Below are 15,118 nucleotides of genomic sequence, written 5' to 3'. Positions count from 1 at the left end.
AATGAATAATTCAATAACTGTATACGGAATAAAAAACTGTGACACTGTCAAAAAGGCTTTGAAGTTTCTTGCAGGTCACTCTATATCCTATGAATTTATTGACTACAGAGAGAGACCAATTTCAGAAAAACAATATGAAGACTTTAAGGATGCTGTTGGCATTGATGAATTAGTTAATAGAAGGTCCGCAACTTTCAGATCTTTATCAGAAAAAGAGAAACAAAGTATTGATTTTGAGTTGATATCAAAATATCCAACCCTTATCAAGAGGCCAGTATTAATTAAAAATGATAAAGTTGTTGTCGGTTTTAACGAAAAGAAATATTTAGATTTTTTACTTTAAGCCTGCTCTTGATTTTCAAGTTCTTTTCTGACCTCATCCATGTCAATTGATTTGGCCTTAGATAATAAATCCTCTAAATCCTTTGCAGTCATTGATCCAGGCTGCGAGAAAATTCCAATAGTTTCTCGAAAAATCATGAGGGTAGGTATTGACCTTATGCCAAAATGTGCTCCAAGTGATTGCTCTTCTTCAGTATTTACTTTAGCAAAAGTTACGCCTTCAATCTTTTCAGAGGCCTCTTTGAATGTTGGAGCGAATTGAATACAAGGTCCACACCAAGGCGCCCAAAAATCAATAATCACTATTTCATTATTACTAATGGTCTCATCAAAGTTTGATTGAGTAAGTTCAACGACTGACATAAAGCTTCTCTCATAAAAAATTAAAGTGCATTATAACTTTTTTACTAAAATACTGGCTTGTTTTTACTTAGCTGATAGAATAGCTTCATGAAAATACTCGGCATAGATCCTGGCTCAAGAATTACTGGTTTCGGCTTAATAGAGGCTAATAAACTAAAGTTTTCTTACATTAATAGTGGATGTATAAGAACTCAAGGTGATTTAAATGAGAGAATTATTACGATCTATGAAGGCATCAAAGAAATCATCACTAACCACGAAGTAGATATCGTTGCTGTCGAGAGGGTATTCATGAGGCCAGATAGACCGAATCCAGATGCTGCAATTAAGTTGGGGCATGCTCGAGGGGCAATCATTTCAGCTGCAGGCGGCAAAGGGATTCCAATTGTTGATTACACAGCAAACCAAATTAAAAAGTCAGTCGTAGGAAGAGGGCATGCATCAAAAGAGCAAGTTTCATTTATGGTTCAGCAGCTTTTGAAGCTTAACAAGGCTCCTCAAGCTGATGCTGGCGATGCTCTTGCGGGAGCTATTTGTCATGCTTATCATGCACTTTAAAGTCAACTAAAGTAGACTTTTACCTCGCCAAAATCTGGAAGCTTTTCTAAGGCTGCACTGAGTTCAGATTTAATATTATGTAACTCTTGATTTCTAAGATAATCAGCTGACAAGAAAAAATCTACTAGTATCTCCCCCTCAAGGTAGTGCAATTGAGTTTTTTCAATGTTGTAATTAACATTTTCAAGCTTTAAAGATTGACTAATAATCTTTAAAGCTTGGGCTCGCTCTGGAAGGTCTTTATATGGGGCATCTTCTTTTTCCTCATCATTTTCAGGATCTATATGGACGGTAACATCATCGAGCTCTTCGATACACTCCTTTGCAACTCTTTCAACACTAACACTGATAATGTGACCTTCACTCACAGACAAAAACGGGTTAACTTGTACGTGAACATCTGCAGACTTTTTATGGCCAACTTTTCTTGTCCTAAGTGTGTGAACACTGTTAACACCTTTGATTTCTGATAGGGCAACACGAAGTACTTTTATATCCTCTTGATCAATAGATGTATCAACTAACTCCTTGGTCGCCTCAAATCCTAGTTGCCATCCAATATAAATAATTAAGATTCCAACTATAATTGCAGCAACACTATCAAGGAAAAAATAACCATTTGCAGCGCCTATTATTCCAATAACCACCACAATTGAGGAAAAGGCATCAGTTCGATGGTGCCAAGCATTTGCTTTAAGTAGGTCTGAATTAATATCTCTGGCAACCTTTACTGTATACCAGTAAAGTGCCTCCTTACTAAGTACAGACAATGCAGCAGCGGCTATAAGCCAGTTTTCATGTCTAAGTTCACTGGGATTTGAGAATCGACCAAAACCCTCAAAGATAATAATAGTTCCTACAATTGCAAGAAAAATACTTAAACCTAAGGTGGCAACAGTTTCAAACCTTTCATGCCCATAAGGGTGGTCTGCATCCGGTGCGTCCCCAGAAAGCTTAGCAGCATACCAGGTGACCCAGTCAGTTAGCAAGTCAGAGAATGAATGGACTCCATCAGCAATTAAAGCACCAGATTGACCGATGAAGCCCAAAATGATTTTGATGATTGAGAGTAAGAAATCAATCAATGCGCCAACAATTGTTACTTTTTGGCTAGCTTTAGTTCGATTATTAGACTGCATTTAGGTCAGTGTTAATAGATTCATTACAACTATTTTAGGTTATCTTGCCCGTATTTATTGACTTCAATAAAAATTATTAATTTTTTTTTAAAAAAAGGTTGCAAACACAAATGAGAATGAGTATCATTATCATTAAATAAGAAATTAAGAAAGTTTGAAATGATTATTAACAAAACTGACTTCCTCAATCTGATGTTTTTTTTAATCATTTCAACTGTTTCAGAATAGCCCTCCGAACTATGATGAAACAAAATATCAAAGGAGATTTTAAATAAGTGATATTTTAATTACCTATAAAAGTTATTTACTTCCTTTAGTAGCTCTATTTGTAATTAATTGGCCCTATGTCTTCCTCCTTCCATAGGGCTTTTTTTATAAAAAATTAATTATGAAACTTTGGTATAGCTACAAAATATATTTACTAAAAAAAACGAATCGTTTGAACTTTATATCGATGAGACAGTACGGTATTCCAAAGACAATTATTGGACAAATTATTTTAGATGAAGTAAAAAATGACTTCAATAAAGAATTAGCATCTTACTACAAAAGCCCGAGAACATTAAATAGGAGAGTACTTTGAGCGTATTGGTTACTAAAGAAGCACCAGATTTTAGTTCATCCGCTATTCTTGCAGATGGAAGTATTGTTGAAGATTTTCAACTATCAAAATTTAAAGGTCAAAAAATAGTACTTTTTTTCTACCCACTAGACTTTACATTTGTTTGTCCTTCTGAGATTTTGGCCCATCACAAAAGAGTCAAAGCTTTTGCTGAGAGAGAAACAATGCTTATTGGAGTCTCAATAGATTCTAAACATACTCATAATGCTTGGCGAAATACTAACATTAATGATGGTGGAATAGGAGCAATAGACTTTCCACTAGTTTCAGATATGAATCATTCAATTATGAGCTCATATGGAATTGAACACCCTGAAGGGACAGCATTAAGAGCATCTTTTTTAATAGATGAGAATTTTGTTGTTCGTCATCAAGTAGTTAATGATCATCCATTAGGTAGGAATGTAGATGAAATGCTCAGAATGGTCGATGCACTTGATTTTCATACTGAAAATGGAGAAGTATGTCCAGCTGGATGGAACAAGGGTGATGAAGGAATCAAAGAAAATGCAGATGGTATTGCAGAATATTTATCAAAAAATGTAAGTAACCTATAGAAAAGTCAACTCACTCAACAATGATTTTAAAATCAGGAAGTGCCTTAAGCAGTAGTTTTCCATAAAATTTCTGGATCAATCTATTATCAAAAATAGTAATTGTTCCCGTATCAGTCTCAGTTCTAATCAGCCTTCCACAAGCCTGAATCAGCCTCAACGATGCATCTGGAAGAGATATTTCCATAAATGAGTTTCGATTCAGAGATTCTAGATAAGACTGGGTAGTCATTTCAATGGGTGAGGTTGGGACGCTAAATCTAAGTTTGGCTATAAATACATGGTTTAAGTAGTCACCTTTAAGATCAACCCCTTCAGCAAAGCTATCTAATCCAAAAATAATACTTCCTTTGCCTTTTTTTCTATTTTCTATATGCCTTTCTAAGATATTTTTTTTACTATATTCGCCTTGTATTAGTAGCTCACAATCAATTGATTTTTCGATTATATCGGCGACACTTTGCATTTGACTATTTGAGGCAAACAAAACTAGAGTTGCAGATTCAGTATCGATTCGATTTTTTAGTGCGAGTGCAACCTCTTCAGTATGATCAAATGAATTTGTTGGACTTGCTTCAATCTTAGCAATTTTAAACTCTACTGAATTATGGTTAAAAGGTGATGCAAGCCTAAGGTATTGATTTTTAGAAGCGTCTAATCCAAGCTGCTGATTGAGTCTATTAAAGCTGCCAAGTGCTGTTAAAGTGGCAGATGTCAGAACCACTCCAGCTGCCTTAGACCATATCATCTGATCGAGTGAGCTTGAGACATCTATTTTTGCAGAATTTAGTTGATAATTATTTTTCCTGTTTGCAAGTCGAGAACGGCTGATCCAATTACTTGAAGGCGGTTTATCTTGATCGGGCATACGATTAAATGTACTGAGAAGAGACAGAATGGAGGATAAATTCTGATTGTTTTGACCAATAATGTTATTTAAGTTATCAGTAGTCGTTTGTTCTATTTTGTTGGCTTTGGTATATTCCTCCCATTGTTCTTTATGCTCATAAAAATCATTGTAAGCAGAGTTGAATAGAATGAATATCTGTTTGGTTTGATTGACGATTTCATTGGGTATCCCAGTTATAGGAAATAGAGACACGTCATCAGAGTAATCTAGATCAGATAGTAAATCAGAGAGTTCATTTAAAGCAGTATCAACCTTCTCAATATAATTATTGGAAGATTTGGATTTTGAGATTTTAATAATTTGATCTATAGCACTATGGCATTGTCGAATCGAGGTCTTCATAAATTCAGTACTTCCACCTTCTGAAAAATGAGATAGAGCTTTTTGGGATAAATGGTGAGCCTCATCAAACACAAAGACACAATCTTCGACATCTGGAAGAACATTATTGCCATTGATGATATCAGCGAGGACAAGATCATGATTTGCAATAATTACATCAGACTGGGATGCCTTTTTTCTAGCTTTAAAAAAAGAGCAATCATTATAAAACTCACAATTCTTTGAATTGCATGTGAACCTATTGCAAGCAATTTTTTGCCAAAGGCTATTATCTGGAGGGCTCTCCAAATCATCAATCTCCCCACTCCATCTGTTTGATGAATAACTATCAGCCATCTCTGAAAGTTCGTCTAAATCACTTTTAGTTGGTTTTTCATCCCAAAGTAGCGCATCCTCAAACGCATCAGGAGAGTTTGAATTTTCTTCTGTAAGATTGATTAAATTTCTGATGCAGACATATCTAGATCTGCCTTTTGCCAAAGCATATTCGAAATCTACAGAGGAGTATTTTTTTGCCTCAACAATGTCTTTGTTAAGTATTTGTTCTTGAAGAGCAACATTTGCTGACGCAATAATTAGTGTCTTTTTAAGCGTTTTGGCAATCGGTAAACAGCTGACAAGATAAGCCATCGTTTTTCCAGTTCCAGTTGGCGCTTCAACGCAGATAATTGGATTCATATTGGGGTATTCACCCATCAAGGTTTTTGAAATTTCAGCGATCATTTTATTCTGAGATGATCGATTACTATAATTACTCAATTGAGTTTTAGCCCCATCAAAAGAGGTTCGAATCTGCTGTTTAAGTTTTGGAGTCAGCATTAATTGAGCTATGAATTCCTTTCAAGAGAGATTTCACAAAGCAACCTTAAAGCAGATTTATATTCTGAACTTGGTATTAGGTCTAGGTATTCTATTGCTTTAGCTGACTGCTCTCTGGCTATATTTCGACTGTAATTAAATGCGTCCACATATAAAAGAATCTCAACAATGCTTTCAATATTAGATGAGTCAGCTTGTTTTATTGCATTGGAGAGCATTTTATTTTTAGAACCGCTAGTTTTCTCTAAAGCGTAAATCATGGGCAATGTCACCTTGCCTTCGGATAAGTCATCCCCAATTTCTTTTCCAATGATTAGTGCGTTAGATTCGTAATCTAACGTGTCATCAATAACTTGAAAAGCATTACCAAGATGCATTCCAAAACTTCCAAGTGCCTCAATGATATTTTGATTTGAACCGGATAAAATCCCAGCTATCTGGCAAGCAGCCTTGAATAAGCACGCTGTCTTTCTTTCAATGACTTGAAAGTATTCAGATTGAGTAACTTTTGCGTTTTTTATATTTAATAATTGTAAAACCTCTCCCTCAGAAATCTGATTGGTGGCTTTTGATAAGATTTTCATAATTGCCATTGAGTTTGGTTCAACCATTATTTCAAAGGCTCTTGAATAAAGAAAGTCTCCTACAAGAACGCTGGGTGCATTTCCCCATAACTCATTTGCAGTTTCTTGACCACGACGCGTTGATGATTGGTCAACTACATCGTCATGGAGAAGAGTTGCAGTATGAATAAGCTCAATCACCACTGCCATCGAGTAATGATAATCTCCATCATAATCTGTGGCTTTAGCACACAAAAGAAGTAGCAGTGGCCGTATGCGTTTTCCGCCTGAATTTATTATGTAATGACTCATCTGACTAATGAGGTCAACATTTGTATCTAGCCGATTGACTAAAATCTTATCCATTAGTTCAAGTTCGCTCTTCATGAGCGCTTGTATTTCAGCGAAGTTTTGCATAAAGATTTATTTTAACTGACTTGCTAATAAATATACTTCTTTAGATCTAGGTCGAGAAGCTTTTGGTTTAATTACAGAGACTTTCTTAAATGCTTTTTTAGCATTCTGAACAAATACATCAAAACCGTCACCTTGAAACACTTTGACAACAAAACTTCCACCTGGATTTAAGGTTTTTATGGCCATCTCAATTGCAAGTTCAGCAAGGTACATTGACTTGGGTTGATCAACTGATAATTGTCCACTCATATTAGGCGCCATATCTGAAAGAACTACATCTACTTTAGCGCCATCAGTCATGACTAATAAGTCATCATAAACTGACTGATCAGTAAAGTCCCCTTGAAGAAAATCTACACCATCAATTAATTCTATGGGCAATATATCGCTTGCAATAACTTTGCCTTGAGAGCCAACAAGTTTTGCAGCAACCTGAGACCAGCCACCCGGAGCAGCTCCAAGATCTAAGACCTTATCACCATTTCTAATAATTGCTTTTTTTTCAACGATTTCAAGAAGTTTATAAACAGCTCTAGAGCGATAACCCTCTTTTTGTGCTTTTTTTACAAACTCATCACTTAAATGTTCATGCATCCAGCGACGAGAACTCCCTTTTTTGGCCACAGTCAAAATAATTAGTAATTATTACTATATTTTATAAGATAAGTCCTTTAACTTAAATTAAATTGATTTCTCATTTATGTTGGGTATGGTTGATTTTTACGGGATAATATGCCATCGATTTTTTTGAAAAAATATATTATGGCAGTCAATTTAAGAAATATTGCAATCATTGCTCACGTAGACCATGGAAAGACTACGCTTGTAGATAAATTACTTTCACAGTCTCAAACCTTTGATGAGCGTTTTCAGGCGACTGACAGGATGATGGATTCAAATGATCTTGAAAAAGAAAGGGGAATTACAATTAGCTCTAAGAATACCGCTATTAAGTGGGGTGACTATAGAATTAATATTGTTGACACTCCCGGACATGCTGATTTTGGTGGTGAGGTGGAGAGAGTTCTCTCAATGGTTGATAGCGTTCTACTTCTAGTGGATGCTACTGACGGCCCAATGCCACAAACAAGATTTGTTACAAAAAAGGCTTTTGAGCAAGGCCTTAATCCTATAGTAGTGATTAATAAAATTGATAGAGATAGCTCAAGACCAGACTGGGTTATTGATCAAGTATTTGAGCTTTTTGATCAGCTTGGCGCTACTGAAGAACAGTTAGATTTTCCAGTTATATATGCCTCAGCACTTGGCGGATATGCTTCTGAAGATGATAGTGTTAGAGATGGAGATATGACTCCAATGTTTGAATTAATTGTTGACAAAGCACCAGCACCAAAAGTTGATATTAATGGCCCATTTCAAATGCAAATAACGTCATTAGATTATTCTTCATTTGTTGGAGCTATAGGTATTGGAAGAATTGAAAGAGGTATTGCAAAAAAGAATATGCAGAATGTCTTGATTGCGCCAAATGGATCCAAGCGTAACGTAAAAATTGTTCAATTATTAGGATTTAATGGTTTAGATAGGCATGAAGTCAATTCTGCGAATGCAGGTGATATTGTTGGCATTGTGGGAATTGAAAACATATCTATTTCTGATACTATTTGTGATTCATCAAGTGTTGAGGCTTTGCCGCCTCTAAGTGTTGATGAGCCGACAGTAAGTATGGCTTTTAGAGTGAATGATTCCCCTTTCGCAGGCCTAGATGGTAAGTATATAACCTCTAGAAATATCAGAGAAAGGTTAGATAAAGAGCTCATTTATAATGTTGCGCTTAGGGTTGAAAATACGCAGGATTCTTCTGAATTCTTAGTATCAGGAAGAGGAGAGTTGCATCTTTCTATTCTAATAGAAACAATGAGAAGAGAGGGCTTTGAACTTTCAGTCGGAAGACCTCAAGTTATTCTCAAAGAGGTTAATGGAACAATTTGTGAACCTTTTGAAGACCTTACGGTAGATGTTGAGTCAGTTCATCAGGGATCTGTTATGGAAAAACTTGGAGAAAGAAAAGCCGAACTGACCAATATGACTCCTGATGGTAAAGGCCGAGTAAAACTTGACTTTATTATTCCAGCTAGAGGTCTTATAGGTTTTAGGACTGAATTCCTTACTGCAACAACAGGAACGGGATTGATGTATTCATCATTTGACTCTTATAGGCCTCAAAAAGATGGAAAAATTGGTCAAAGAACGAATGGCTCACTTATTTCAATGAATCAGGGAAAATCGGTAGCCTATGCTATATTTAACCTCCAGAAAAGTGGAAAGTTCTTTGTAGGGCATGGAGAAGATATTTATGAAGGAATGGTAGTAGGTATAAACACGCGCGATAAAGACCTTGTTATCAATGTCATGAAAGGTAAGCAGCTGACTAATGTGAGGGCATCTGGAACCGATGAAGCAGTTGCCTTGACACCAAAGATTAGTCTTGACTTAGAGCAAGCCCTGGAGTTTATTGATGATGATGAGTTGGTAGAAGTTACTCCTCATAATATTAGAATTCGCAAAAGGTTGTTGACTGAAAATCAAAGAAAACGCTCTAGAAGTTCATAAAGTCTCCACTATTTCTTCATGCGACAACTATATAATGCAATCTTTTTGACCTATTTATATTGTAATTTATGGAAGCATTTTTAGAGTTTTTAGTCAAGCAAAAAAAGTTTGCAATTGTATTTTCTCTTGCCTTCATTGCGATTGGTATTCTATCAGTGGTTGGGATGCAAAGAGATCAGTTCCCTACGGTTGATTTTGAAGTGCTGAGCGTGACTACTGCTTATCCTGGAGCTTCTCCTGAAGATGTAGAAAAAAAAGTTACAAATATTATCGAAGATGAACTACTAGGCGTCAGTGGAATTAAAGAAATTACATCTTCGTCTCGAGAAGGACTTTCATCGATTATTGTTACACTCGAAGCAGATTTAAAAGATGTCACCACTGTTAAGAATGATGTTCGGAATGCAGTAAACCGTGTCAAATCATTTCCTGAAGAAGTAACAGACTTGCCTGCAGTTGTCGACTTTAATGTCAGTGACTTTCCTGTTATTACTGTAAATATTGACAGTACATCGGGAAATTTTGATCAGGCGAGACAAATTACAGACGAACTTCAGGTTTCATTGTCTAGAATTAAAGGTGTTGCCGCAGTTGATAATCCAAGCTACCTTGAAAGTGAAATACAGATAAAGGTTAATCCTGTTAAGCTTGATAAGTTCAACATGTCTATTAACGAGGTTATAGCTGCAATCTCAAGTCGAAATGCACGTTTTACTGTAGGTGGAAATAATCAAGAAAGTCTTGAGAAAAACATTGTAATTCTCTCTGAATTTGAGAGTATTGATGATATTAAAAATGTAGTCATAAAGTCAAGTTTTGATGGACCTGTTATTAGGTTGGGCGATATTGCTGAAGTTTTTAGAGGACAAGAAGAAGAAATGTCCATTACTCGAGTTAATGGAACTAAAGGTTTTGTCCTCCAGGTTAGAAAACAGGCTCAAGCGGATATTATTAGAACAGTTAAAAGAGTAAGAGAAAAAGTTTCAGAGATTCAAGTTAATATTCCAGATGATATCAATATTTTTTATACAGATGACTCGTCAGAGGCAGTTGAAAATAGACTCGATATTATTATTAAAAATGGTTATATTGGCCTTGCATTAGTTTTAGTTGTTTTGGGCATCTTCCTTTCGATTAAGACAGCATTTTGGGTTGCTGTGAGTATTCCAGTAACACTTCTAGGAACAGTATTTGGGCTCGGTCTAACTGGTAATACGATAAATCTTATTTCACTTTCTGGGTTTATCCTTGTTCTTGGTATCGTTGTGGATGATAGTATCGTCATTGCTGAGAGTATTCATCATTACAAATCCAAAGAAGGGAGTCTATACAAAAATGTAGTAACAGGTTTAAAGCGAGTCATTTTGCCTGTAATTACAACGATTATTTCAACTATGCTTGTCATGTCTTCTTTTTTCCTAATGGGTGGAGTCTTAGGAAAATTTATTTATGTACTTCCTGTAGTTGTAATTTTTGCTCTCGGAATATCTTTTCTTGAAATCACTTTTGCTTTGCCTGCTCATTTAGCAACTCCAAATAAAAGTGGAAAACAAAAAACTTGGTTTATACCTGTTGAAAATTTCTACAATAAATGCATGCACCGTTTTCTAAGATGGCGCTACTTAATTGTTCCTATTTTTATTGCCTTACTTGTTTATTCAGCAATGTTTGCCATGAAAAATATTCCATTTAATTTATTTCCTTCAAGGGGTGCAACAGTAATGTTTGCTAACATTGAAGCACCCAATGGAAGCTCAGCCTCTTACACCGAGAATATTGTTATTGACGTTGAAAATCTAATTGTTAGCGAGATTGGTGATGATCTCAAGTCTTACACTAGTAAAGTCGGTGCCTACTTTACAAATAAGGCGGATATTGAAATTGCTCTATCTCCTACAAGTGATCGCGAGAGAACTGCAGAAGATATGCAAGAAAAACTTAAAGAATTAGTCAAGAGCGTTGAAGGTGCTGAAGAAATTAAAATTTCATTACTTAGACCTGGACCACCTCAGGGCGCAGATATTGAGGTAACTCTTGTATCTGATAACGATTCTCAGAGAGCTCTTGCTGCTGATAGACTTGAAGAGATTCTAAAAACAATTAAGGGTGTTGACAATATCAATCGTAACGATGAGATCGGAAAGCCTAGAATTGAAACAGTACTTGATTTCGATGAGATGGCGCGTTTAGGTGTTGATTATTCTTCTGTATATCGTCATCTTAGGACCGCTTTTTCAGGGTCATATGTGACTGATGCAACAATTGCTGGGAAGGATGAGGATATTAGGATTTATATTGGTGAGAATGATTACACTGAAAACTTTATTAAAAATACTTCAGTTAAAAATCGTCAAGGCAACTCAATCCCAATGAGTCAGTTTTCAACTCTACGAGAAATTGCTGGTGAGCCTGACTATAACCATTTAGATGGTGATCGCTCTATAAAAGTTACTGCAAGTATTGCTGATGGGCGCCCTAGAGGAAGGCCAAGTAGTGTTCAGAAAGATCAAAGTGAAAATCAAAACACTGGTGAACTCCAATCCCTAGACCAAAAACCTGAAGGAGCTCCAAAAGCAAGAGGGGGACGACCGCCTTCTAAGACAATAATATTAGCGCAGGCATTAAAAGAGCTCAATGCTGCAGTTGATTATCCACAAGTTTCAATTATTACTGCTGGAGGGGCGCAAGAGTCTATAGATTCGCTTCAAGATTTTCTGAGGGCTTTCGTTGTTGCAATATGTGGCATTTATCTTTTATTGGCAATACTCTTTAACTCATATTCACAGCCAATGCTTGTATTAGCTGCAGTTCCATTTTCTTTAATTGGAGTTGTTTGGGCATTTTATTTTCATGGTGAGCCACTAAGTTTCTTTGCATTGACAGGCTCATTAGCCTTAATGGGAGTAATTGTAAATGACTCTTTAGTAATGGTAAGTCACTTAAACTATATCAAAGCAAAGAGCGCAGAACTTGAAGACAAAATCGTCTGGATAGCGCGAGGCTCTAGAGATCGTCTTAGAGCGGTAGTATTAACTACTTTAACGACGATGGCTGGTGTATTGCCACTTGCATATGGTATTGGTGGTACAGATGTGTTCTTGCAGCCAATGGTTCTTGCTCTTGGTTATGGCCTAATATTTGGAACAGTTTTAACTTTAATCTTGCTTCCATGTATGTACATGATGAACTATGACTTTATCAATATGCTTGGAAGGATAAGAGCTAAGTTTTCTAGGAAGAAAACTACAGCTTAATTATTTATTTTGAAGTGCTAAGCGAATCAATTGCTCAGTTGAAAGCTCTTGGTCATCAATTTTTGAAACCATTCTATTGGCTTCTTTTGTTTTAAAGCCAAGAGATTGAAGCGCCTCTATAGCCTGTTTAGAATTAGGGTTATTTCTTTGATCCATTTGATTAGTGGCTTCTGGGCTTCCAACTAATTCTAACTTAACAAGTCTGTCTTGTAGTTCAACGATGAGCTTAAGGGCAGTTTTTTTACCAATTCCTGGAGTTTTTGCAAGAAGATCCGCATCTTCTGTTGAAATACACTCAATTAAAGATTTGACAGTTAAATGAGAGAGAATAGCTAGAGCGACTTTAGGCCCAACACCATTCACTCGTATTAACTCTCTAAAAATATTTTTTTCATCTTTAGTAATAAAGCCAAATAAAGTATGCCCATCCTCTTTAATACTAAGATGAGTAAATAATAAAACATCCTCAGATAAATTATCAAGTTGATAGAATGTGGACATTGGGCAAAGTACTTCATATCCAATCCCACCAACCTCAAGAATTACCTCGGGTGGATTCTTACTGATAATTGTTCCTTTTAGATGTCCAATCATAGCCAGGGGTATTTCGCAAAATGCTCTGTTTCAAATATGCGAATTTGATTTTCGCTCTGTAATGTTAAACCAATATCATCGAGTCCATTGATTAGTCTTCGCTTTCTTTCAGGGTCCACCTCAAATTCAAACGAATTTTGATCAATCTTTACAATTTGCTTTTCTAGGTCAATATTTATAAGTCCTGAATAACTGAATAAGCTATCAACAATTTCACTACTCAATACTATTGGAAGAACACCATTCTTAAAACAATTGTTATAGAATATATCAGCAAAACTGGGGGCAATAATTGCTCTAAAGCCATAATCTTCTAAAGCCCAAGGTGCATGTTCTCTAGAAGAGCCACATCCAAAGTTGCGCCTTGTTAATAATATTTGTGCACCAGAGTAAGTTGGGTTGTTTAAAACAAAGTCTGGATTAATTGGACGGATTGAATTATCCATGCCAGGCTCACCATGATCAAGATAGCGCCATTCATCAAATAGATTTGGACCAAAACCACTTCTTTTAATTGATTTTAGAAATTGTTTTGGAATAATTGCATCTGTATCAATATTAGCACGATCAAGTGGCATGGCAATTGAGTTAATTGAGCTAAATTTTTTCATGAGCTTACTCCAGAAAAATGGCCAGCAATTGCACTAGCTGCTGCAATAGCAGGGCTTACAAGATGTGTAAAAGAGCCTTGACCTTGACGCCCTTCAAAATTTCTATTAGATGTGCTTGCACACCTCTCACCAACTTCTAATTTATCTGCATTCATTGCAAGACACATTGAGCAGCCTGGCTCTCGCCATTCAAATCCAGCATCTTTGAAAATTAGATCAAGACCCTCTTCTTCAGCTTGTTTTTTTACAAGTCCAGAGCCTGGAACGACAAGCGCTAATTTAATATTATTTGCAATTTTTTTACCCTTCGCAACTGAAGCAGCGATTCTTAAATCTTCTATCCTAGAGTTTGTGCAAGAACCAATAAACACTTTATCTATGGTTACTGAACTCATTGCAGTATTTGGTTTTAAGTGAATATATTCAAGAGCAGTTCTGATACTGTCTGCCTTTATAGCATCTTTTTCATTTTTAGGATCAGGTGTTGATCCGTTTATATCAACAACCATTTCTGGAGATGTTCCCCAAGTGACTTGTGGTTTAATGAGACTTGCATCAATCAGTATAGACTCATCAAAATGAGATCCACTGTCACTATGAAGAGTTTGCCAATACTCAAGGGCTAGTTGCCAGTTTTCACCTGTCGGTGAAAACGGTCTGCCCTCTACATAGTCAATTGTTTTATTATCAACTGCCACCAGTCCAACCTTCGCTCCTGCTTCAATTGACATGTTGCAAAGCGTCATTCTTCCTTCGATGCTCATATTTTCAATTGTTGATCCACAGAACTCTATTGCAAATCCTGTTCCACCTGCAGTTCCAATTTTTCCAATGACATAAAGTGCAATGTCTTTGGCAGTAACATCAATACCTAAGTCACCATTAATTTCTATTTTCATATTTTTTGCTTTGTTTTGCCATAGACAGCCAGTCGCTAAAACATGTTCAACTTCAGAAGTTCCAATGCCAAATGCTAAAGCTCCAAGTGCACCATGGGTTGTCGTATGAGAGTCACCGCAAACAATACTCATGCCAGGTAGAGTTGCCCCTTGTTCAGGACCAATTACATGAACTATGCCTTGACGGATATCATTCATTTGAATTTCGTTAATATCAAATGACTCACAGTTTTTATCTAAAGTTTCAACCTGAAGTCTAGAAATTGGATCAGTAATGCTACTCACTCCGCTTGATCTATCAGTTGTGGGAACATTGTGATCTGGGACAGCTAGATTTGCTTTTTTACGCCAGATTTTTCTACCTGCTAAGGTTAAACCCTCAAAAGCTTGGGGAGAAGTAACTTCATGAATTAGTTGACGATCAATATAGATAAGCGTTGAACCATCTTGTTCTAAAACTTTATGGGCGCTCATTAGTTTATCGTAGAGTGTTTGAGGCATTATTGATAACAATACTTGATAAAATGACTATTTTACATTTCTAAGATAACCTTCAT

At 36.2% G+C, this 15,118-nt stretch carries 13 protein-coding genes; 5 read left to right on the top strand and 8 right to left on the bottom strand.

What is annotated here, in order from left to right; translation table 11 throughout:
- The first annotated feature begins 1 nt into the window (after position 1).
- Positions 2 to 343 (top strand): Spx/MgsR family RNA polymerase-binding regulatory protein, encoded by a 342-nt coding sequence (locus AC5YGB_RS06225; protein ID WP_496136990.1) that lies wholly within the window; start codon positions 2 to 4, stop codon positions 341 to 343.
- Here AC5YGB_RS06225 and trxA read toward each other — a convergent pair.
- Positions 340 to 705, bottom strand: a complete 366-nt coding sequence (gene trxA / locus AC5YGB_RS06220; RefSeq protein WP_496136989.1) for a thioredoxin — start codon at positions 703 to 705, stop codon at positions 340 to 342. The genes AC5YGB_RS06225 and trxA overlap by 4 nt on opposite strands.
- 87 nt (positions 706 to 792) lie before the next feature.
- On the opposite strand from trxA, the gene ruvC reads away from it, so the two are divergent.
- Positions 793 to 1,263: a crossover junction endodeoxyribonuclease RuvC gene (ruvC, locus tag AC5YGB_RS06215; protein ID WP_020026044.1), complete on the top strand. Its 471-nt coding sequence runs from the start codon at positions 793 to 795 to the stop codon at positions 1,261 to 1,263.
- Between the two features lie 2 nt (positions 1,264 to 1,265).
- Here the strand turns inward: ruvC and AC5YGB_RS06210 are convergent, their stop codons facing one another.
- Positions 1,266 to 2,402, bottom strand: a complete 1,137-nt coding sequence (locus AC5YGB_RS06210; protein WP_496136988.1) for a cation diffusion facilitator family transporter — start codon at positions 2,400 to 2,402, stop codon at positions 1,266 to 1,268.
- A gap of 579 nt (positions 2,403 to 2,981) precedes the next feature.
- Between AC5YGB_RS06210 and AC5YGB_RS06205 the strand changes: the two genes are divergently transcribed.
- Complete coding sequence (locus AC5YGB_RS06205) at positions 2,982 to 3,581, top strand: peroxiredoxin (RefSeq protein ID WP_065353331.1); 600 nt, start codon at positions 2,982 to 2,984, stop codon at positions 3,579 to 3,581.
- A gap of 10 nt (positions 3,582 to 3,591) precedes the next feature.
- Here the strand turns inward: AC5YGB_RS06205 and dinG are convergent, their stop codons facing one another.
- The 3 genes from dinG to rlmE are packed head-to-tail and all read right to left on the bottom strand — an operon-like array spanning position 3,592 to position 7,253.
- Entirely contained in the window at positions 3,592 to 5,649 is a 2,058-nt protein-coding gene (gene dinG, locus AC5YGB_RS06200) for an ATP-dependent DNA helicase DinG (RefSeq protein ID WP_496136987.1), read from the bottom strand.
- Positions 5,650 to 5,657: 8 nt separating this feature from the next.
- Complete coding sequence (locus tag AC5YGB_RS06195; RefSeq protein ID WP_496136986.1) at positions 5,658 to 6,629, bottom strand: polyprenyl synthetase family protein; 972 nt, start codon at positions 6,627 to 6,629, stop codon at positions 5,658 to 5,660.
- A 6-nt stretch (positions 6,630 to 6,635) separates the two neighbouring features.
- Complete coding sequence (rlmE, locus tag AC5YGB_RS06190; RefSeq protein WP_271557507.1) at positions 6,636 to 7,253, bottom strand: 23S rRNA (uridine(2552)-2'-O)-methyltransferase RlmE; 618 nt, start codon at positions 7,251 to 7,253, stop codon at positions 6,636 to 6,638.
- A gap of 138 nt (positions 7,254 to 7,391) precedes the next feature.
- Between rlmE and typA the strand changes: the two genes are divergently transcribed.
- Positions 7,392 to 9,203 (top strand): translational GTPase TypA, encoded by a 1,812-nt coding sequence (gene typA, locus AC5YGB_RS06185; protein ID WP_496136985.1) that lies wholly within the window; start codon positions 7,392 to 7,394, stop codon positions 9,201 to 9,203.
- A gap of 68 nt (positions 9,204 to 9,271) precedes the next feature.
- Positions 9,272 to 12,457 (top strand): efflux RND transporter permease subunit, encoded by a 3,186-nt coding sequence (locus tag AC5YGB_RS06180; RefSeq protein ID WP_496136984.1) that lies wholly within the window; start codon positions 9,272 to 9,274, stop codon positions 12,455 to 12,457.
- On the opposite strand, the gene ruvA is transcribed toward AC5YGB_RS06180, so the two are convergent.
- From ruvA to leuC, 3 genes are read right to left on the bottom strand one after another with little or no spacing between them, the layout of a single operon-like run.
- Positions 12,458 to 13,051, bottom strand: coding sequence for a Holliday junction branch migration protein RuvA (gene ruvA / locus AC5YGB_RS06175; RefSeq protein WP_496136983.1), 594 nt, complete (start codon positions 13,049 to 13,051; stop codon positions 12,458 to 12,460).
- Positions 13,048 to 13,662 carry a 3-isopropylmalate dehydratase small subunit gene (gene leuD / locus AC5YGB_RS06170; RefSeq protein WP_271557513.1) on the bottom strand — a complete coding sequence of 205 codons (615 nt, stop codon included), beginning with the start codon at positions 13,660 to 13,662 and terminating at the stop codon, positions 13,048 to 13,050. Before leuD ends, ruvA begins: the two co-directional genes overlap by 4 nt.
- Positions 13,659 to 15,062 (bottom strand): 3-isopropylmalate dehydratase large subunit, encoded by a 1,404-nt coding sequence (leuC, locus tag AC5YGB_RS06165; RefSeq protein ID WP_065353335.1) that lies wholly within the window; start codon positions 15,060 to 15,062, stop codon positions 13,659 to 13,661. Before leuC ends, leuD begins: the two co-directional genes overlap by 4 nt.
- Positions 15,063 to 15,118 lie beyond the last annotated feature (56 nt).

The sequence above is a fragment of the Candidatus Pseudothioglobus sp. uisw_142 genome (assembly GCF_059512465.1).
This window is presented reverse-complemented; position numbering and strand designations above follow the sequence as displayed.